17 protein-coding genes and 2 tRNA genes are annotated in these 22,038 nt (G+C 40.5%); 8 read left to right on the top strand and 11 right to left on the bottom strand.

The window, feature by feature from the left end; translation table 11 throughout:
* Nucleotides 1–226 precede the first annotated feature (226 nt).
* Together DCO56_RS28100 and DCO56_RS28105 are read left to right on the top strand one after the other, a co-directional pair.
* Nucleotides 227–1,573, top strand: a complete 1,347-nt coding sequence (locus DCO56_RS28100; protein ID WP_108636988.1) for a Gfo/Idh/MocA family protein — start codon at nt 227–229, stop codon at nt 1,571–1,573.
* Nucleotides 1,574–1,722: 149 nt separating this feature from the next.
* Entirely contained in the window at nt 1,723–3,015 is a 1,293-nt protein-coding gene (locus tag DCO56_RS28105) for a hemolysin family protein (RefSeq protein WP_108636989.1), read from the top strand.
* 87 nt (nt 3,016–3,102) lie between these two features.
* Here DCO56_RS28105 and DCO56_RS28110 read toward each other — a convergent pair whose 3' ends face one another.
* From DCO56_RS28110 to DCO56_RS28145, 8 genes are all read right to left on the bottom strand, one after another.
* Nucleotides 3,103–4,692 carry a peptide MFS transporter gene (locus DCO56_RS28110; protein ID WP_108636990.1) on the bottom strand — a complete coding sequence of 530 codons (1,590 nt, stop codon included), beginning with the start codon at nt 4,690–4,692 and terminating at the stop codon, nt 3,103–3,105.
* Nucleotides 4,693–4,775: 83 nt separating this feature from the next.
* Nucleotides 4,776–6,350 carry a peptide MFS transporter gene (locus DCO56_RS28115; protein ID WP_108636991.1) on the bottom strand — a complete coding sequence of 525 codons (1,575 nt, stop codon included), beginning with the start codon at nt 6,348–6,350 and terminating at the stop codon, nt 4,776–4,778.
* A 246-nt stretch (nt 6,351–6,596) separates the two neighbouring features.
* Entirely contained in the window at nt 6,597–7,487 is an 891-nt protein-coding gene (locus DCO56_RS28120; protein WP_108636992.1) for a TIM barrel protein, read from the bottom strand.
* A gap of 24 nt (nt 7,488–7,511) precedes the next feature.
* On the bottom strand, nt 7,512–8,240 hold the full coding sequence (locus tag DCO56_RS28125) for a (Fe-S)-binding protein (protein ID WP_108636993.1): 729 nt from the start codon (nt 8,238–8,240) through the stop codon (nt 7,512–7,514).
* A 20-nt stretch (nt 8,241–8,260) separates the two neighbouring features.
* Nucleotides 8,261–9,559: an MFS transporter gene (locus tag DCO56_RS28130; protein ID WP_108636994.1), complete on the bottom strand. Its 1,299-nt coding sequence runs from the start codon at nt 9,557–9,559 to the stop codon at nt 8,261–8,263.
* Nucleotides 9,560–9,569: 10 nt separating this feature from the next.
* Nucleotides 9,570–10,889, bottom strand: coding sequence for a D-alanyl-D-alanine carboxypeptidase (locus DCO56_RS28135; RefSeq protein WP_241254932.1), 1,320 nt, complete (start codon nt 10,887–10,889; stop codon nt 9,570–9,572).
* A gap of 122 nt (nt 10,890–11,011) precedes the next feature.
* Nucleotides 11,012–12,748, bottom strand: a complete 1,737-nt coding sequence (locus tag DCO56_RS28140; RefSeq protein WP_108636995.1) for a RagB/SusD family nutrient uptake outer membrane protein — start codon at nt 12,746–12,748, stop codon at nt 11,012–11,014.
* 21 nt (nt 12,749–12,769) lie between these two features.
* A complete protein-coding gene (locus tag DCO56_RS28145) occupies nt 12,770–16,039 on the bottom strand; it encodes a SusC/RagA family TonB-linked outer membrane protein (RefSeq protein WP_241254931.1) in 3,270 nt (1,089 codons plus the stop codon).
* A gap of 419 nt (nt 16,040–16,458) precedes the next feature.
* Here DCO56_RS28145 and mqnC point away from each other — a divergent pair, with 419 nt between their 5' ends.
* From mqnC to DCO56_RS29420, 3 genes are all read left to right on the top strand, one after another.
* Entirely contained in the window at nt 16,459–17,583 is a 1,125-nt protein-coding gene (gene mqnC, locus DCO56_RS28150; RefSeq protein ID WP_108636996.1) for a cyclic dehypoxanthinyl futalosine synthase, read from the top strand.
* A gap of 9 nt (nt 17,584–17,592) precedes the next feature.
* The gene (gene scpB / locus DCO56_RS28155) at nt 17,593–18,153 is read left to right on the top strand and encodes an SMC-Scp complex subunit ScpB (protein ID WP_108636997.1); all 561 of its coding nucleotides are present in this window, start codon (nt 17,593–17,595) and stop codon (nt 18,151–18,153) included.
* A gap of 153 nt (nt 18,154–18,306) precedes the next feature.
* Nucleotides 18,307–18,462, top strand: a complete 156-nt coding sequence (locus DCO56_RS29420) for a hypothetical protein (protein ID WP_165305717.1) — start codon at nt 18,307–18,309, stop codon at nt 18,460–18,462.
* 101 nt (nt 18,463–18,563) lie between these two features.
* Here DCO56_RS29420 and trxA read toward each other — a convergent pair whose 3' ends face one another.
* From trxA to DCO56_RS28170, 3 genes are read right to left on the bottom strand one after another with little or no spacing between them, the layout of a single operon-like run.
* Nucleotides 18,564–18,860 carry a thioredoxin gene (trxA, locus tag DCO56_RS28160; RefSeq protein ID WP_108636998.1) on the bottom strand — a complete coding sequence of 99 codons (297 nt, stop codon included), beginning with the start codon at nt 18,858–18,860 and terminating at the stop codon, nt 18,564–18,566.
* Nucleotides 18,861–18,862: 2 nt separating this feature from the next.
* Entirely contained in the window at nt 18,863–19,591 is a 729-nt protein-coding gene (locus tag DCO56_RS28165; protein WP_108636999.1) for a rhodanese-like domain-containing protein, read from the bottom strand.
* An 8-nt stretch (nt 19,592–19,599) separates the two neighbouring features.
* Nucleotides 19,600–20,448 (bottom strand): glycoside hydrolase family 25 protein, encoded by an 849-nt coding sequence (locus DCO56_RS28170; protein WP_108637000.1) that lies wholly within the window; start codon nt 20,446–20,448, stop codon nt 19,600–19,602.
* Between the two features lie 67 nt (nt 20,449–20,515).
* Here DCO56_RS28170 and DCO56_RS28175 point away from each other — a divergent pair, with 67 nt between their 5' ends.
* From DCO56_RS28175 to DCO56_RS28185, 3 genes are all read left to right on the top strand, one after another.
* Nucleotides 20,516–21,400 (top strand): bestrophin family protein, encoded by an 885-nt coding sequence (locus DCO56_RS28175; RefSeq protein ID WP_108637001.1) that lies wholly within the window; start codon nt 20,516–20,518, stop codon nt 21,398–21,400.
* 93 nt (nt 21,401–21,493) lie between these two features.
* Nucleotides 21,494–21,578 (top strand) — tRNA-Ser (locus DCO56_RS28180).
* Between the two features lie 326 nt (nt 21,579–21,904).
* Nucleotides 21,905–21,989: transfer RNA gene (locus DCO56_RS28185), tRNA-Ser, on the top strand.
* Nucleotides 21,990–22,038 lie beyond the last annotated feature (49 nt).

The raw sequence follows: 22,038 nt of genomic DNA on the forward strand, positions 1-22,038 counted from the left end.
TATGTTTTTTAAATCATCAATGTGCTTGCAATATCACAAATTGAATTAATAAATGAGAATTTTTATTTCAATCAAACGATTGCATGAAATTTAATAAATTTAAACAATCGTTTGCACTTTCATTTATAGCAAATGAAATAATATATTTGTTGATAAGAGCCAGTCTCATAGATGGTTCTTATCAAGAAGGAATAACTAATATACAAACTCCTCATATCTCAAAACAATGGATAGAAGAAATTTCATTAAATCAACTGCCATCACTACCGCTGGAATAGGCGTTCTTTCAAGCACAGACTTATTCGCCCAAACAAATGGGAAAATAAAAATCGGCTTTATCGGAGTCGGCCTACGCGGCCGTAACCATGTTCAGATTGCCTTAAACAGAGACGATTTAGAAATTGTTGCTGTATGTGATACACAAGAAGAATCTCTTGCACAATGCCGCAAACAGTTCAATGCCAAAGGCACCAAACTTCCAAAAGAGTATACAGGAGGAGTAGATGCTTACAAAAAAATGCTGAGCAGTGAAAAATTAGATGCCGTAATCATCGCAACACCTTGGCAGTTTCACAAAGACCAGGCTATTGATGCCATGAAAGCTGGTTTATATGTAGGCTGTGAGGTTATCGCCGGTCTAACCGTACAAGACCACTGGGATGTCGTAAAAGCATCTGAAGAAACTGGCAAGCCTTACATGACATTAGAAAATGTTGCTTTCCGTCGCGATGTACTTGCTGTTTTAAATATGCACAGACAGGGCTTATTCGGTGAATTGTTACACCTTGAAGGGGGATATCAACATGATTTACGTGAAGTTCTTTTCAATGACGGAAAAAATTATTACGGACACGGTGTTGAGTACGGAACGAAGGCAATTTCGGAAGCTCAATGGCGTACGCAATTCAACATAGACCAAGATGGTGACCTATACCCGACACACGGTTTAGGCCCGATCATGCAATTTGTTGACATCAACAAAGGCAATAGATTTACTCACATTACATCTTACTCAAGCAAAGCGCGTGGCCTGGCAGCGTATGTCAATAAAGTATCACCGGGACATCCAAATAGTAAACTAAACTATAAAAACGGAGATATTACACAAACCATGTTGCAATGTGCAAATGGGGAAACGATGTTATTGACACACGATACGCACTTACCAAGACCTTATTCTATCGGCTTCCGTGTACAGGGTACAGACGGTATCTGGATGGATGTCGCTAAAGGTATCCATATCGAAGGTAAATCCAAACCGCATACTTGGGATCCGGCAGACGAATGGGTTAAAAAATATGACCACCCGATCTGGAAAAAATATGAAGAATTAGCAACTGGTTCAGGTCATGGGGGTATGGACTGGTTTGTGTTCAACGCGTTTATCCAAGCAGTGAAACAAAAAGTTCAAACGCCGATCGACGTTTATGATTCGGTGACCATGAGTGCGGTATTCCCACTTTCTACAGAATCTATCAAAAAAGGAAATAAAACGTTAGCGTTCCCAGATTTCACAAAAGGAAAATGGAGAACAAAGAAAAATACCTTTATGCTTGATGATAGCGGTATGTAAGATCAAAAAAAATAATATAAACGAAAGAAGCTGTATCCCGAAAAGATACAGCTTCTTTCGTTGTACCATTTAATATAATCCCGATAGTTCTACCATTTAGCCTTCCTTTTTCTTAAATTAGCCTTCACAAACAATTTTTCGATAACATTATGCTCACCGAAGCAATTATAATCTTAGTACTAATCATCTTAAATGGAATCCTGTCTGCCTCTGAGATTTCAATCGTATCCAGCAGAAAAGCGCGTTTACAGGCGGAGAGCGACAAGGATAATCCTGCCGCCAAGATTGCACTGCATCTCAAGGAATCTCCCAATAGTTTCCTTTCAACAGTGCAGATTGGGATCACCTTGATCGGTATCTTAACAGGTTTCTTTTCTGGAGGCAGCATCTCTGCGTACCTGATCGAAGTTTTTAATAAATCGAGCCTACTCGCTCCCTACAGTCAACAGCTGGCGGTTATTCTAGTGGTGCTGATCATTACCTATTTTTCATTGGTTCTTGGTGAACTGGTGCCAAAGCGTATCGGGATGGCTATTCCTGAAAAATATGCCATGCTCATTGCCTACCCCATGAATTTGCTCAGCAAGATTGTAAAGCCTTTTGTCTGGCTATTGAGTGCCTCTACTGAATTTATTGTCAAGATCCTTAATATCAAGAGTACGGGAAACAGTGTCACCGAAGAAGAGATCAAAGCAATGGTGGATGAGGGGGTCGATAGTGGCGTGATTGAAGGTATCGAGCATGATATTGTGGATCGTCTCCTAAGTTTAGGCGACAAAAAGGCCATCAATCTGATGACTCACCGTAAAAACATTGTATTTTTGGATCTGGAAGACAGCTTCGAGGAAAATAGACAGATTATCCTTGATAATGACCATTCTATCTATCCCGTCTGCGAAGGTGGGCTTGACAATATCAAAGGGGTGGTCCATGTCAAATCCCTGCTTAGGCAATGTTTTCAGAATAAGCCTTTTAATCTCCGGGAGCTCCTGCTTCCGATCAAATTTGTCAATGAATTCAGCTCTTCCTACAGCATCATGAATACGTTACGAACATCTCGGGTACACCAGGCTGTTGTGATTGACGAATACGGTTCGCTACAGGGTATCATAACGTTGCGTGATATCGTAGGCGATCTCGTTGGCAACATCACCGAAAGCGATATCAGTGTACGCCCGACCATCCGTCAACTGGACAGCGGGGATTATGTCGTGGACGGGCAATATCAGATTGAGGACCTCCTGGACGAATTTGAAATAGGACTTTCCGAAGAAGATGAAGATGACATTAATAACGTCACTACAGTCGGCGGATTGGTTTTCCTGCTGTTGGATCACGTACCAGAAGAAGGCGAACGCGTACGTTTCAAAAATATGATTTTTGAAGTATTGGATATGGATGGCAACCGAATAGATAAGCTATTATTAAAAATTGAGGAGTAACAAGGAATCTATCCATTCCATTAATACATAAGGGCCGATCATAAATGATCGGCCCTCTGTCGTTACTATAATATTATGACGGACATCTTAGTTAATGCCGTGCATCATCTTTTTCAAGATCGGATTCAACACGATCAAAATCAATGCAGCAATACAGGGTACAATCGTAAAAATCCCGAAGAAATAAGACATTGAATGAGTCTCCGTAATTTTGTCAATATATGCACCTAGAAACCCACCGATAAGATTTGCGATGGCAGATGCACAGAACCAGAAGCCAAATAGCAGTCCCAAAAACTTTTTCGGAGATAATTTACTCACATAAGAAAGTCCCACAGGCGACAGGCACAATTCGCCGCTGGTATGGAAGAAATAAGCCAATATCAACCAGATCATACTTACAGAAGCTGTCTTAGCTCCCTGGGGAATGGAGAGACTCCCGTAAGATAATGCAGCAAAACCAATACCGACCAAGATCAGTCCCAAGGCAAATTTAATCGGTCCCGATGGGTTCCAGACTTTCTCCCAGAACTTACTAAAGCTTGATGCAAGTGTAATGATAAAGAAGGAATTTAAAATTTGAAACCAAGATACTGTTACCTCAGTATTCACTGCTGTAAATTCACGATGTACTTTCCAGATACATAGAATCCAAATGATGGCAAATGAAATTCCCGTAAATATGATCGTCAAAGGATACTTTGAATAAATCTTTTTTGCCAACGAAACAAGCACTCCTGTAATCACCACGATAGGAAATATCGTCAGTGCGGCATCCAGCCAGCGAAAACCTGAAGCCATACTACCACTCAACAGCCGTTGCGTATAATCCTTGGCAAATATTGTCATGGATCCTCCCGCCTGTTCAAAAGCCAGGAAAAATACGATACTCGCGATCATTAAAACAGCAACGACGATCAGACGGTCGCGCACGATATGTGCGGGTGTTTCTTCCTCCTCTTCTTCGTGAGCATTCACTTTTTTGTCGTGATCCGCTTGAATTACTTTAGGTGTCTCGCCTATAATTCCGAAAATACGCTGACCAAAGTAGAACTGAACCATTCCGAAGAACATAAATACACCTGCTAATCCAAAGCCATAATGCCAACCGATTTTCTCACCGATATAACCGCAAAGGAGCATCCCCAGAAATGCACCACCATTGATCCCCATGTAAAAGATCGTATAGCCTGCATCTTTTTTCGGACTTGTATCCGGGTATAGTTTACCTACCATCGATGATATATTTGGTTTAAACATACCGTTGCCTAAGATCATCAAAATAAGACCAAGAAAAAAGAAACCCTTCGAAGCGCCTTCCAGCGCCATGGATGCATGCCCCAGGGTCATGATCAAAGCGCCTATTAAAATCGCTTTCTTATATCCTGTCAATCGGTCGGCAATCATTCCGCCAAAAAGCGGTGTGAGATAAACAGCAAATGTATACAATCCGTATAGTTTCATTGCCTCTGCATTCGTCCATTGCCATCCATGTTGCGCAATGGTCGAGATGAGAAAATTAACCAACAGCGCACGCATGCCATAATAGCTAAAACGCTCCCACATCTCGGTAAAGAATAGCACAAATAGTCCGGCAGGATGCCCATTTACCATCTTGTCATCTATCCCCTGCTTGGCCAGATGTGCTACAAGAACTTGATCTTTTTCTTGATTCATATAATTTCAATAATTGTTTTATAACTCAGGTTTTGTTTTTAATTTGATAAAAATCGCATGAAGATACACTATTTTTCTATGAATTAGTCAATTCCATGCATCATCTTTTTTATTTTTTTATTACCAAGCAGCAGAAATACAGCCGCTATCATGGGTATCACGGTAAACACCGCAAAGAAAAATGACATGGAATGTGATTCGGTTATCTTATCAATGTAAGAACCAATAAATCCACCAATAAAATTAGCGATGGCATTGGCGCAAAACCAGAAGCCAAATAGCAGTCCCAAGAATTTCTTTGGCGACAATTTACTTACATAAGACAAGCCCACGGGGCCAATGCACAGCTCACCAACTGTATGGAAAAAATAGGCCAACACCAACCAGATCATACTGACCGAAGCCGTCTTCGCTCCCGTTGGAATCTCGGCGCTCCCTATGGAAAGGGCAGCAAATCCAACCCCCACCAAGGTCAAGCCCATGGCAAACTTAATTGGCCCCGACGGGTTCCAGACGCGCTCCCAGATCTTGCTAAAAGAAGTGGCCAGTGTAATAATAAAGAAAGAATTGAGCATGGGGAACCAAGAAACTGTCACTTCTGAATTCATACCATGGTATTCGCGATAGACCTTCCATAGGCACAAAGACCAGATAATCACAAATGAAATGCTGGAGAAAAGAATAATTAAGGGATATTTACGAATTATCTTTTTCGCCAAGACAAGCAATACAGCAGTAATCACAACAATGGGCACAATCGTTAATGCAAAATCTGCCCATTTAAAAATGGTAGCAGCCTCTCCGCTCAATACACGCTGGGTGTAATTTTTGGCGAATATGGTCATTGAGCCTCCGGCCTGTTCAAAAGCCAAGTGGAATACAATACTTGAAAACATGAAAATCGCAATGACCAGCAACCGGTCACGTACAATATGTTTCGGATGTTCATCATCGGGATTCAGTTCCTCCGAAACAGTGTTTTCTTTTTCTGGCGTATCTCCTATTTTTCCAAAAATGCGTTGTGCAAAGTAAAACTGCAACATGCCCAGAAACATAAATATCCCAGCAAGTCCAAAACCATAATGCCAGCCTATTTTCTCTCCAATATAACCGCACAGCATCATTCCCAGGAAAGCACCGCCGTTGATCCCCATGTAGAAGATCGTATATCCGGCATCTTTTTTCCCGCCCCTATCGGGATAAAGTTTACCCACCATCGAAGAAATATTGGGTTTGAACAGACCATTTCCCAGAACGATAAGTACCAATCCCGCGAGAAAGAAATTTTTGTTGAATCCCTCCATGGCCATCGAAATATGACCGAGGGTCATGATGATCGCGCCTACCATAATGGATTTTTTATAGCCAGTCAGCCGATCTGCTATAATTCCACCAAACAAGGGCGTTAAAAACACCATCCCTGTATATAGACCATACAGTTTCATTGCTTCCGAATTTGTCCAGCCCCAGCCATGTTGAGCAATGGTGGAAACCAAAAAGTTTACCAATAGCGCTCGCATGCCATAGTAGCTGAAACGTTCCCACATCTCCGTAAAAAACAAGACAAATAATCCTGCAGGATGTCCTTTCACCAACACTTGTTCAGCGCCCACTTTATTTAAATGAGATTCCAGAACAGCATCTTTTTCAAAATTCATGTTTTCTAATCGTTATTTTTCAATTTCAGGTAGTGCGATTTCAGCTTATCCATTTTTAGCCAGCCAAATTACGCTATGTTAAGTTAAGAGGGCTGTTACAACACATCCGGCAACCGAATCAGTTTACAAGTTAAATATGGACAAAAATCTAGATTTAATTTAAAAGGGTCTATCCGTTCAAGGAAAAGACTCTTTTTAAAAGCAAAGTTCTTTTCAAATGCATGAAAAGAACTTTATGTTTTTATATTAGATCAATGGACGCAAGCGCTCCAATAATTTCTTAGTTGCGAAGATTCCTTCTTCTTCACTTAATTTACTTCCTTCATATTCAATGCCCACATATCCTTTGAATTTTGCTTTTTTCACAATCTTTAACATGCGTTCATAGTCGATCTGGGTTTCATTACCATTAGCATCAAAATCATGTGTTTTGGCACTGACCCCATGCGCATAAGGCATCAAGTCAGTTACACCCTGATAACGGTCGTATTCATAGAAATTACCAAAATCAGGTAAGCTTCCACAATATTTGCTTCCTACAGCTTTTAAAGTTTTGGCCAACCAGTCGCCATGTGAAGAAATACCGCCGTGATTTTCCACGATGATACTAATACCTGCTTTTTTTCCGATATCAGACAAGGTTGTCAGGCTCTCCACCACACGCTTGCTAACCTCATCGGGAGTTCCCTTGCCGGCAGCATTTACACGGATGGCATGACAGCCCAAAAAGTTCGCTGCAGAAATCCATTTATAGTGATTTTGTACAGCCTGCTTTCTTTTGGTTTCATCTTCATCACCTAGATTTCCCTCACCATCAATCATAATCAAGACATTTCTTACACCATTATCTTTTGCGCGCATGTTGAGTTCAGTCAGATAATTGTTGTCATTAGCCTTGTCTTTAAAGAACTGATTGACATACTCTACACCATAAATACCATATTTTTTAGCCGCTACGACCGGAAAGTCCAAATTGTTCAAATCACCCTTAAACAATGTTTTATGCAATGACCATTCTGCTAAGGAAATGTCAAACCAATCTTTCTTTGCTGCGGCAAAACTCTCCAGCGATGGAGCCAATGCTATACCGGCAGAGGCTAATGCAAGGTTTTTAAGAAAATCTCTTCTAGAATTCATGTGTTTAGATTTAAAGTGTGTTATTTATATATTTCCCCAGCCAGTGGTCAGTACATCCACAAGGTGCATGGTCTGGATAGGTAATTTATGTTTATCAATATAAGCTTGCAGCTGCAACAAGCAGGACGAATCCGTCGAAATAATATAGTCAGCATTCAATGCCATGGCATTTCTGACTTTTTGTTCTGCCATGGCGGCCGATATGCCTTCAAACTTAACGGCAAAACTTCCACCAAAACCACAACAGGTTTCACTGTCCTTTACCTCCAGCATTTCCAATCCCAGCACCTTGCTCAGCAACTTCCGGGGTTCATCCTTGATCTTGCATTCACGCAGGGCCGAACAAGAGTCATGATATACCCCAACACCCTCCAACTCAGCTCCGAAATAATCCTTTTTCAGCACATTGACCAAAAAATCGGAAATCTCCATGACCTGCTGTTGTATTTTATGGCATTGGTGAGAATCGGCCGAATTCGCGAACAGGTCGCTATAACTATTTCTGACCATACCGGTACAGGAAGCCGAAGGAGAAATAATGACATGATCGCCCGAAAAATCTTCTAGAAACTTCTTTCCTACCTGCTTTGCATCATCCCAAAAACCAGCATTATAGGCAGGCTGTCCACAACAGGTCTGATCGGGGTTATAAAGCACTTCACAACCTACTTTTTCCAATAAACGAATCGTATTAAAAGCGGTCTCCGGATAAAGCTGATCTATAAAACAAGGAACAAAAAGTTCTACCTTCATATTTAATTCAATCAATAAAATTAAGATTTATTGGATATTAATATCCGTACCAAAAGTAACAATCCAATTACAAAAAATAAAGAAAGTACCAGTGCAGAATAACGAATATTGTGTGTGATCTGTTCAATCAGGCCAAAGGAGAACAGACCGATGACGATTGCCACTTTTTCTGTAACATCATAAAAAGAGAAAAAGGCCGTCGTGTCCTTGATATCCGTTGGGATCAGTTTAGAGTATGTTGATCTCGACAAGGACTGTATTCCCCCCATGACCAGACCGACCAATGCGGCAATAATATAAAATTGCATCGGAGTGGACAGATAAAATGCGGCAATACAAATTGAGATCCAAATCATCACAACGACGATCAACACCTTAATATTTCCAAAAAGCTTCGATAAATAGGACATCAAAAAAGCTCCTAAAATTGCGACAAGCTGGATTAAAAGAATGGTTGCAATGAGTCGTTCGGCACCAAGATGAAGAATTTTTTCACCAAATGATGAGGCGACAATCATCAGTGTCTGCACGCCGATCGCATAAAAGAAAAAAGCGGGCAAAAACTGTTTAATCTCAGGGATGCCTTTGATTTCATGGATCACGTGGTTAAATTCGTCCCGCACATTCTGTACAAAACTTTTCCCTAAATTATTGCCCGTGGGTTCAATTTTAGGTAAATGCTTAAATGGGATCATGGAGAATCCCAACCACCACAACCCAACCATCAGAAAAGATATCCGGGCTGGCAGCGATGGATCGGTAATTCCAAACCATTCCGGCTTCAAGACCACGATAAAACAAAGAATCTGTAAAGTTACACAACCGATATAGCCAAAAGCAAAGCCCTGTGCGCTCACACGGTCCTGCTGATCTACCGTCGCTAACAGGGGCAGGTATGAATTATTGAACAACACACCGCCAATATAGCCCATTGCAGCCAAAGCAAAACAGACAATACCAATCTCCAACGTTTCGAGCTTAAAGAAAAACAGACACATACATGCGATTGCACCAACATAGGTAAAGAGTTTCATGATCTGTTTCTTTAAACCCTTCGCATCAGCATAGGATGATATAAAAGGCAAAGAAAATGACATCAGCAAGTAAGCTGCAGCCAGTGAAAAATTGGAAAGCGCTGTATTGACAATCTCGAAACCAAAGAAATTAACCACATCCCCATGCTCTTTTGTCGTCGTTATTGCGGTATAGTATACCGGAAAAATAGTGGAGGTAATAACAAGGTTGTAAGCGGAATTGGCCCAATCAAACATCGCCCAGGAACGAATCAGTTTTTTATTGTTTTTTGCAATTGCTTCCATTTAAATTGGCTTAATAAGTTTGACGAATATAAGTAATTATTTTAGCCATTTCTTTTCGAATTGCAGCTGCTCGATCATCAATATAATTATTATTCATAAAAGAGAAAGCAAGCCGGCGCCCAGATCTTGTGATCAGATAACCACTTTGATTATACACTGACGTGATTGTTCCGGTTTTTGCGAATACAAAAGGTACGCCTTGGTCTTTACTGTAGGTTCGTTTCAATGTACCATCCACTCCACCTGCGGGAAACATTCGAAAACGCAGCTGCTCATCAGGTATCTTATTCTTCAAAAGAACCAGAAGATCAATATTATTCTGTGGCGTGACTTTGTTATACGAAGATAATCCCGACCCATCGAAAATCGCGACTTCATCCGAAAAAAAGGTGTAGACCTTATTTTTCATCCAATCCCGAACCAGATAGGTATCGAACTGGCCAAATTGTTTCCACGAGCACATGATCAAAAATTGCTCAGCAATAAAATTATCACTAGGCAGCATCATTTCCCGGATAAGATTTCTGGTCTCTCCAGAGTACACTATTTTTGTATCATTCGGCTTTTTATAAGCTATGAGATTTACTTCCCTCCCCAATGTATCCGACAGTAATTTCACAAATAAACTATCGGAATAGATAAAAGGCACCTCATTAACGTAATCATTCGGAACAGGGCGTTTTGACATCCAGAAAGTATTGCTCCGAAACGAGCGTGAAAGTTCAAAGTCACCCGATTTAGGTTCCGGTAAAAAATCCAGATCCTTTTGAAAAACCATCGGGGAAGTGTTTAAATGGTTGTATCCCTTTTGACGAAAAGTAACCACATTTCCATAGATCGGGAAGGTACTTATTTCAGGCTGATAGTATGCCTCAAAATCTTCCATAGCCCAACCATGGGCATAGAACTTATTTTTCATTGTCCCGGGCACCACGTAGATGGTCTTATTCGTTTTTTTCAAAAAATTATAGACCACCCGTGTATCCAGCCGATTATGCAAAAAAGTTGGATCCCCAGTACCCCAGATCAATAAAGAATCCCCGCGTTCGACGTACTCCAACCCGGGTATGGAATCTCCCAAAAGTTCCAGTGCGGCATAAGTCGTGTACATTTTAGTATTCGAAGCTGGTGTAAAATGTTTATTGCCATTGACATCCATGACAAACTTATTTGCCGTTAAATCATATAGTGAAAATCCATAAAAATGGTCATTCAATATTTTGGATTCCTGAAGCATCCGGTAGACGTCTTCAAAATCTTGTGACTTTACTATGCGGGTAGAAAATAGGACAAGCCAAAGCAGTAATATCGTACGCAGGAAATTTTTCATTGGTTCAAACATACAAAAAAGAGCAGCAACTCCTTTTCTCCTATTGCCAAAATTCAGATACAAATTGCTAAAAACGGCAAAAGGAGGAATTAATTCCTCCTTTTGCATTATTTAACCAACTATTAATAGCCTGGGTTTTGTGTGAGGCTACCGTTACTTTTATTGATTTCCTCCTGTGGAATTGGGAAATAAGCATTTTTATCCGCATATGCTTTGCTCTTAAAGACCGGGAGAATACCGCCTTCAAACTTCGCATAGTTTGCGATAACGTCTTTCGCTATGCCCCAACGTACCAAATCAAAGAAACGATGGCCTTCCATGGCAAGTTCCAAGCGTCTTTCAAAACGAACCGCTTTGCGCGCCTGATCTGGACTTGTGAACGCCTGGTAAGGTTTTACCTCATACTTCGCAGCTGGCGCTCCCTTTTCTGTCAATTTCGCTGGTAATTTTGCGGCGCGCAGACGAATTGAATTGACATATTTTAAAGCATTCGGCAGATTCCCCAGTTCAACTTCACATTCCGCAGCCATGAGAATTACGTCCGCCAAACGCATGATATTCACATCTAAATCGGTTACATAAGCTGCTCCGGCCTGAGTATGCGCAGCATGTTGACTCTTTGGAATCATTGTCTTTATACCCGTAAATGGACCTCCGTGTGGGCGACGACCTTCTTCTGGACGTAACCAGGCATCACCAGGGAATTCGCCATAATCCAGGAAGTTGACACCACGTCGGCCAACCGTATAATCAAGACGCGGATCAAATCGTAAATTCAGATTTAATTGATATTTTTTGATGGCAGCTGTATCAGTCAGCAAGATATCGGATGTATAAGGGTTATCACGGTATGAATCATCTAACATTGGAAGTCCATTTGCGTCCACCTTATAAGCGTTAACAAGATCTATGGACGGTTGGTAAAAACCACAACAACCAACAGGATTCGTTCCATTCAATCCGCTCAACATATCGCCCACATTGGCATTATCGCCACCTCCATCAGGATTTATGGCATGCTTGGCAACTAAAAGCGCTTCAGGGCCATTTTCCTTATTCACATCGTAATTATCTTGGAAAGGCATTGCCGTAATATCCCTACCTCCAATAACCTCCTTAAATAAAACCAATGCTTCAGCATATTTTTTCTGATAGAGATATAGTTTTCCTAAATAGGCTTTTGCAATACGCTGATCCATGCGCCCCCCCTCATCATTGATCTTCTTATCTGGTAGATTTGCAATAGCAATTTTTAGATCGCTTTCAATCATCGGTTGTACATCCTTGTCATTTTTAACAAGCTTTGCATCATCAATGCTTGTATTTTCATCTATATAAGGAATATTTTTAAATACACGCCACAAAAAGAAGTAATAGTGCGCCCTTAACATTTTCGCTTCGCCTTCAATTTCTTTTGCACGTTCCGCTTTAACTGTTTTGCCACCATCTTGATCTTGCTTCAATAAGCGGAGGGTCGTGTTTGCCCGAAGTATACCTTCATAATACACCTGCCACATCGTACTCAAGTTGTCGTTGGAGGAAATGGTAGTAAAAGATTCGATCATGTTCATATTCGGCTGATCAGTAATTACCGACCCCTTGTGTGCATTGTCGGAAGTTATTTCGCCGAAGATCCATTGGCTTGGCGCTGAGCCATAGTTCCCCCAGGTACCATTTATATTACCGTTCATAATTCCATAAGCACCGATCAGAGTGGCTTCTACTCCTTTTTTTCCCTCAATTTGCTCTTCGATCAATTCGCCTTGGGGATTTTTTTCCAAAAACCCTTTACTGCATCCAAACATGCCAAAAGTTGTCAGTCCCAACAGACTGTATAATAGAATAGTTCTCTTTTTCATTTTAATTGCTTTATAATTTCGTTAAAAACCTAAACTTACACCCAACATATATTGCCTAGATTGCGGATATACCCCAAAATCAACCCCCAATGCTGGATAATCTGACGGTGTTGCCGACACCTCTGGATCAAGACCTTCGTATTTTGTGATGGTAAATAGATTTGTTACTCCGACATAAGCCCTTAATTTTTTCACGCTTGTATTTGTCCCAAAGAGTTTATCAGTAGAGAAATTATATCCAATCTGTAAGTTTTTCATCTTAAAAAAGCTGGCGTCCTGTATGAAATAGCTAGAAGATGCATATTCATTGGCTGACACCTCTTCTTTTGTTTGCGATGGAATTAAACTTGATGTATTGCTTGGACTCCATGCATCCAATACACGTACGCTCTTTTGACCATCAAACACCCCGAAATCCGTAAAATAACGTGTTGCTTCATAGTTCTTGTTTCCTTTCGAGCCATAGAAATACATCATCATGTCGAAGTTTTTATAATTGGCATTGACGTTAAGTGAATACGTGAAATCTGGATGCGGGCTTCCGATAACTGTATTATCTTTTGCATCAATGATCCCATCGCCATTCACATCTTCAAATCTAAAACCTCCAACACGGGCTTTTTCATAGGAAGGATATTGCTTCAACTCAGCTTCGTTTTGATAAATCCCCGCTACTTTGAATCCATAGAACGCGCCAAAAGGTTGCCCTGTTCTCAAAATCGAGGTTTCCATGCTTCGGAAAGCACCGTATACCACATCGTTGATACCGGGTGCCAAACCAACAATTGTATTTTTGTTTCGTGAGATGTTTGCTCCAATATCAAAGTTGATTTTGTTCGGATCAGTTTGTTTATGGTGATAATTCAACGAGAACTCCACCCCTTTATTTTGCATATCACCAATATTTACATAAGGTGAAGCTGCCCGGCCAACAGCTGTTGCCGGCAGTGGCAAAGCAAACAACATGTCTGAAGTTTTCTTATTATACCAGTCAAAAGCACCGTCAACTTTACCTCCCAAAATCGAGAAGTCCAGTCCTAAGTTTAACGAAGCAACCTGTTCCCATTTTACATTCTCATTTTGATAATCACTGATCCATAGACCACTTACAAGATCAGTATTTATCGGATAAGAAGCCGAATTAATAGAAGTTGCATAACGTTTTAAATATTGATAAGATGGAATGCGTTGATTACCAGTAATACCGTAACCTGCTCTCAATTTCAGGTCACTTAACCAGCTTACACTTTTCATAAACTCCTCTTGCGATATCCGCCACGCACCACTTACGCCAGGAAAAGTACCATATTTGTTTTTGGAGCCAAAGTTTGACGAGCCGTCCCTTCTGACTGTTCCACTTAAGATGTAGCGATCTTTATAAGAATAATCTACCTTTCCAAAAATGGAAAACAATGATCCCAAGGCCCCTTCACTTGAAGCCGAATTCTTGGAAGCCTGGCTCACATAAAAGAAGTCCGTACTATTTGTGATAAAGTATCCATTGCCATTTCCTTGAACCTGGCGATAAGTATTATCAATAGCCTCCGTTCCCAATAACACATTTAAGCTATGGGCATCGTTAAAGTTAGCCTTATAGTTCAATGTATTTGTCCAGGTCCATTCCGTATTATAACCTGAGGTCTCTGACGATGCACTGTTTGCGCTACCCTCTGTAAACTCCAGATTTGGATAGGTATAACTTAAATTGTAATAATTTTCATATTTGATACCGAAGCTTGTTCTAAATGTTAATCCCTTTAATATGTCATACTCTCCAAAAGCATTACCGAAGAAAAAATTGCTTTTGTTCATATTATCCTTAGCGCGGTAAGCGATCGCTACAGGGTTTTCTCCATTTCCCCAACCACCTCTGGAACCTGCAAAATTACCACCTTCATCATATACCGGGATAATATTTTTGATCCGGTAGGCGAATCCAATCGCACTGCCCTCACCGATATAATCGCCGGCCGTATTTGTATTCACACCTATACCATGCCCCTTGGTCATGCTATATTGCATATTTTCGCCAAAGCGCAGTTTTTTATTAAAAGCTGAAAAATTTGTATTTGAACGAACATTAAACCGTTCAAAACCAGTATGAATAACCGTTCCTTTTTGGCCAAGATATCCTCCCGAAACGGCATACGAAGCATTTTCACCTCCGCCCACAGCATTTAATTGATAAGACTGTGTCGGCGCATTCTGGCTTAATTCTTTAAACCAATCCGTTCCTGCTTGATTCGCTTTTGTAATTTGATAAAATTCTTCTTTGTTGTCCGCATAATTATATTTGGACATATCCGCATCAGCAGGCGTCACCTTATTGCCAGACACAGCACCTGCAAGCAAATATTCGGGCAGCGGATCTTTATTACCATTCAAATCATAAATCTGCTGTGGACTTAACATTTTGGGGAAGCGGCCACTATTAGGTACCTGTACGCCATAATAAGCGTCAAAATTAATTTGTGGTTTCCCAGATTTCCCAGATTTGGTTGTAATGATAACAACACCGTTATTTGCACGTGAACCATAAATAGAAGCTGCCGATGCATCTTTCAGCACCTGCATTGTTTCAATATCATTCTGATTTAGCCAGCTCAATTTACCTTCAAATGGCACCCCATCAATAACATATAGCGGTTCGTTATTATTAATGGTACTATAGCCCCGGATTTTAATCTGTGGTGTCGAACCTGGTGCACCATCTGTGACAACTTGAACACCCGTCGCGCGACCTTGCAGGGACTCCACCGCACTTGCTGCCGGTGTAGTTTTCAATTGGTCCGTATTGACTACAGCAACAGACCCCGTCAGATCCTTCTTGCGTTGCGTTGAATATCCTGTCACGACGACCTCTTCCAATGCATCTTCTGAAGAGTTTAAGGAAATCGTCAAATCAGCCTTTCCTGTGACCGTAACTTCGGAGCTTGTGTAACCGATGTAGCTCACAACCAATACATCACCTACCTTCCCCTGGATCGTAAATGCGCCGTCCGCATCTGTTGATGTACCTTTGCTGGTTCCCTTGATCTTAACGGAGACACCCGTGATGGCCTGGCCGGTAGTGGCGTCCTTCACCACACCTTTAATGGGTATTTCTTGTAACTCTTTGGATTTCGTTAACGAAACGACTTCAATTCTGCCATGGGCAACTACTCCATTGGCTGACACTTGAGCGGTCATTCCTCCTGCAATGAGAAGAGAACTCATAAGCAGAAAACTCTTATTGAACTTTTGGCCCAATATGAGATCAAAACAGCGTTTTTGGTCCGTTTTTTTCATCATAATTTTATAAATAGGTGGTTTAAAAAAATTTATGTTTATTTCTCTGTTTGTTTTTAATTTGATGTTGGTTGTTAAGTTATTGGTCATTCTGCTCTAGCGGAAACAATATGCATTGTTTCAGGCAGCGAGCCCTTTGGTTATCATTTTTTCCTTTAGTTTGGTTATTCGTAGAAATGTTAAAATCTGTTAAATAAATGTAAAGAATAATAAATGTAAAAAAAAAGAAAAATCTTAATTAAATTACAAACCACTATAAATCAAGTTATTGTAATTAATACACTAAGTCTTACCGCTATACTTTTGTTACAAAAGACGACTCATGGGTTTTCTTTGATCAGGTTTCTCCTTATATCAAGCCTGAATGTCAAATATTCGCCAAATACATTTAAATACGCTAAAAGGTACTTATATTTGTTCTGATGAATGTAAGTAGTTTATTAGAACGGGCGCTCCGATTTGAGTTCCTTTCCAAGGAAGAAGGTGTTTTTTTATATCAAAATGCACCGACAGCTGATTTGACTTTCGTAGCCAATGAATTGCGTAAGATACAAGTACCACACGGCAAGGTAACCTGGCAGATCGACAGGAATGTCAATACGACCAACGTCTGTGTTGCAAATTGCAAATTTTGCAATTTCTTCCGTCGTCCGGGCCACGAAGACAGTTACATCACCGATATTGAGAGCTACAAACAGAAGATTGAAGAGACCTTTAAATATGGCGGAGATCAACTCCTGTTACAAGGCGGTCACCATCCTGATTTGGGTATTGAATTTTACAAAAATTTATATAGGCAATTAAAGGAGCTTTACCCTAACTTAAAACTACATTCACTCGGTCCGCCCGAAATCGCACATATTTCCAAGTTAGAGCATATGAGTCATATCGACGTATTGACGCAGCTGAAAGAGGCGGGGTTAGATTCGTTGCCCGGAGCCGGAGCAGAAATCCTCAATGACCGTGTCCGGCGTTTGATATCAAAAGGAAAATGTGGTGGCAAAGAATGGCTTGATGTGATGCGTGCCGCGCATAAGATCAATTTGCCTACTTCTGCCACAATGATGTTTGGCCATATCGAAACCATCGAAGAACGATTCGAGCATTTGGTCTGGATCAGAGAAGTACAAGATGAAAAACCGCAGGATTCGTATGGCTTTATTGCTTTTATTCCATGGCCTTTCCAAGATGACGGTACGTTACTGAAAAGACTACGCGGCATTACTAATGATGTGACGGGAGAAGAGTATATCCGTATGATTGCCTTGAGCAGAATTATGCTGCCCAATATTAAAAATATTCAAGCATCTTGGCTTACAGTTGGAAAACGTACAGCGCAGTTGTGCCTGCATGCCGGAGCCAACGATTTTGGATCCATCATGATTGAAGAAAATGTTGTTTCGGCAGCCGGTGCTCCCCATCGATTCACTTCTAAATCTATACAGGAAGCGATTTTGGAAGCAGGCTTTGCCCCACAGCTGAGAACACAAAAATATGATTTTAGAGAACTACCTGCTCACATGGTCGAGCAAGTCATTAACTATTAATACCCGACATTGAAAGACGTTATCAGAAATATTGAAGCAATTATTTTTGCTTCTGCGGAAGGAATAGATCTTGCGGATATCAAACAGATCTTGCAGGAGGCGCTTGCCATTGAAGTATCCAGAGAGGAACTGCGTGAATTGATTAAAAAGATCGAAGATAAATATAGAGATGAAGAGCATGTGCTGGAATTACGGTATATCAATAATGCTTATCAGTTTTTGACCAAAGCAGTTTATCATGAGGCAATACAGCAATTGCAAAATCACAACAACAAACGTAAGCTCAGTCAGTCGGCACTTGAAACACTTGCCATCATCGCCTACAGACAGCCGATTACAAAGCTTGAGATCGAACAGATCAGAGGGGTCAGCTGCGACTATTCTATCCAGAGACTTTTAGAAAAGAAACTGATCAAAATAGCCGGAAAAGCCGATACAATTGGTAAACCATTGTTGTATGCGACCAGCCAACAGTTTATGGATCATTTCGGAATCAATGGCGTTCGCGATCTTCCGCAGCTAAAAGATATCGTCACAGAAGACAACGCAATTGGCGAAACAAATGAGTAAATAAAATAAAATAAATTTTTATTTTCAAAAAACAATCCAACATACTGATTAACAGAAAAATAAATACCAATATTTTTTTTAAAAAAAGTTTTAAAAAATAGTTTTCTTCTCTAATTTTACAACATTGAATAAGAAACAATAAAGTATTATTTTATGAACACGGCAATATTAGCTACCGAAGATCTTGAAGAAGTAAAATTCGCATCTTTCAATGGACCTGATGACGATGAAGATGATTTCGATAACGATGATTTCGAAATCCCTGAAATTGAAGGATTGGATGACTTCGATGATGATGATGAATTTTAATATTTAGTGCGATATAACACTACCTATTAAAACCAGAGAATCATTTAAAAAAAATAAGGCGTTCAATTTGATTGAACGCCTTATTTTTTTAGCCCACCGATTTACTTCGCTTGGTCTATCAGCTTATGCAATTCCATTTTTGGGATCATCCCGCTTTGGCGCCACACTTGTTGACCATTTTTAAATAAGATAAATGTAGGCACACCACTTACTTTATAAATGGAAGCGATTTTCGGATTTTTATCCACATCAATCTTTATGATGGAAAGATCTTCCTGATAAAATTCCTTCACATCCTGTAATACCGGCGCCATCGTCTGGCATGGACCGCACCATGTCGCAAAAAAATCCACTAAAACCAGCGAATTTGATTGAATAATCTGGTCAAAAGTTGCCATTATTAATTCTCCTTTATTTCATCTTTCAATGCCTTATATCCACCCTGAATATTGCACACATTTTTAAATCCCTTTGCACGCAAGATAGACACGGCGACCGCACTGCGATAGCCTGACTGACAATGCACATACAACTGTGTGCCATCTTTTTTCAGCGTGTTACCAAAATTAGCGAAATCCGACAACGGAATGTTCATTGCATTGTCAATATGTCCTTTATCAAATTCTTTCTCCGTCCGTACGTCAACAATATGACCTGGATCTGATCTTTCTCCAAATTTCTGTGCTGTTAGGTTAACAACCGAATCTACCGTTTCTCGCTCTTTCCAGCGCTCCATGCCACCGTCCAATACACCAATCGCCGCAGTATACCCCAATTGCACCAGACGTTCCCCCACTGCCGTATGATCCTCCTGCTCAATCACAAGCAAAAGCTTCTGATTTCTATTCGGAATGACTTCTGCCAAAAAGGTATCAAAAGGACCTTTAAAACCAATGGTGATCGCTCCCGGAATAAATCCTTTTAAGAACTCATCAGCAGATCGCGTGTCCAATACAACCACATCACCCTGAGCGCGTAATTTTTTAAATTGCTTCAGGGAAAGTACGGGTAAGCCTGTTACAGTAGATTGGGGCACTTCCTGTCCCAGATGTGATTTTGTTTGAGCGGGCAGGACACTACTGCATGTCAAGATACCCCATATAATCGTGGTTATTAAAACTTTGTTCATCTTATTTACTATTTAAAGGGAATAAGCAATTTTTCCAATTCCGTTATTTTTCCGTTGTAAATATTCAGATCGACATTTCCACGGATACCGGTTACTGTTCCTTTTTCCGAAAATTGCCAAAATGCCCAATGCTCTTTTGGGTTTTCGATCCAAAAATTATAGTTCGCGATCCATAGGGTATAGTTCGCGAATTCTTTCTCTAAAAAATCACTATAGAATTTATCTCCGGAATACAGGATGGGCTTGACTTTATAATGCACTTCCACCTCTTCGAGCCAACGTTTCAAACCTACTTTAAGGCTATCCATGGACTGTCGCTTCGGATGTTCCTCGATATCCAGTACTGGCGGAAGGTCCCCCGGATGAAGCTTTACCTTACGGATGAAATTTTTGGCTTGCTTTACCGAATTTTCATTTGGTCGAAAGTAATGATATGCTCCCCTTAGGATTGCACGATTTTGTATTTTGGACCAATTCCGGCTAAATTTATCGTCTATCCCCTTCTCCCCCATTGTCGCACGGATAAATACGAAATCTATTGGAAATTGATCGTTGATCGTATTCACTTTCTGCCAATCTATATCTTCCTGATAAGTCGAAACATCAATACCAAACACTTTATCATCATGCTTACTCATGATTTCGATATTACGGATATCATATTTAGCATCCTTCGTTAACGCTTTATTTTTTGATGTCGCCACGCGGAAGTAATACATGATTCCAGCTTTATAGTGCCATGCAACAAGACATAAGAGAAACATAAGCATCCCTGCCATCACCCAGATCCATCTGGTCTCTCGAGACTGCTGCTGCTTCCTGCCAGTTTTTGTTCGTTTTGTTTGCTGTTGCGCCATACGATGATGAAGTTACGGGAATCACAATTAACTCGCAAAATTTTCGTAACAATTTATATTTTTGTATATGATCGTATACAATCCTAAAGACTGGCTGTCAGCAACTTTCAAATTGCATAAATCAGACACCTTCAAAAAGCTGTTTCCCTTTCTTATTTTTATCGCTATCTATTCTTGGGGTATTGCTTACCTCGAATTGGAATACCTCAAATTGAGCGAAAGGAGCTGGGTCAAGAATATCACTATCGTCCATAATCTTTTAGGTTTCGTTATCTCCTTATTGTTGGTCTTTAGGACCAACTCGGCTTATGACCGTTGGTGGGAGGCGCGCAAACAATGGGGTACATTAACCAATGTCAGCCGGGCTTTTGCCTATAAGCTTAACGCGATTCTTGATGAAGAAGACAAGGTCAATCGCAGCTTCTTCCGAAAAAGTATCCCGCTTTTTGCTGAGACCCTATATGACTTTTTACGGTCTGACTATACCAAGTTTATGCTGGATGAAAATGAACATCCTGAGCTTAAATCATTGGATAGCAAAAAGCATGGTCCAAATCAGGTTTCCAATATGATTTTTCAAAAGATAAACCAGCTCTATAAGGAGCGTATAGTCAGCGGAGACCAATTGATCATACTCAACGAGGAGATTGTGTCTATGACCAACGTCTGTGGCGCATGTGAGCGGATTAAAAATACACCGATCCCCTTAGCCTACAGTGCATTTATCAAGAAGTTCATTATCTTCTATACGATGACATTACCTGTAGGCTACGTTTTCTCGATCGGATACTTTGTCGTTGTTGCCGTTCCGTTCATCCTATATGTACTCGCTTCACTGGAATTAATCGGGGAGTCCATCGAGGAGCCTTTTGGTATAGACCAGGACGACCTACCGATTGACAAAATCGCGGCTAATATTAAAAAACACTGCCACGAGATTATTCTGGCGTAGCGTTTTGAAAATAATCTAGCTCATTTTCAAACCATAAGACATCATTACAAAAATAAGTTTTGCAAATCTATACAGAATTTCTACTTTTGTCGCGGAGAGTTGGCAGAGTGGTCGAATGCGGCGGTCTTGAAAACCGTTAACTGTCACAGGTTCGGGGGTTCGAATCCCTCACTCTCCGCAGAAAAAGCCTTTCAGAAATGAAAGGCTTTTTGCATGCTATCGGGCTTCGGAAAAAAGGGCCGACCGGAGGTCAAAAAATGAGTCACATTCTTTATCAGAATCATAAATCCCAACAGGAATTTCTTCCACTATTTTTTTAATCGTTGATATCCGGCTGAAAAGGCCTGATTCGTATGAAAAAGTTTTGATGATCTAAATAAGACATTGAAATAAAAACCTGATATACAATTATATCCCCAGAACAAACCATTCATACAGCACATTAAACAGAGAAAAATGCAAAATAAGTTTTGTAAATCTGTTCAGAATTTCTACTTTTGTCGCGGAGAGTTGGCAGAGTGGTCGAATGCGGCGGTCTTGAAAACCGTTAACTGTCACAGGTTCGGGGGTTCGAATCCCTCACTCTCCGCAGAAAAAGCCTTTCAGAAATGAAAGGCTTTTTGCATGCTATCGGGCTT

The organism is Sphingobacterium athyrii, assembly GCF_003071065.1.
Lineage (GTDB): Bacteria > Bacteroidota > Bacteroidia > Sphingobacteriales > Sphingobacteriaceae > Sphingobacterium > Sphingobacterium athyrii.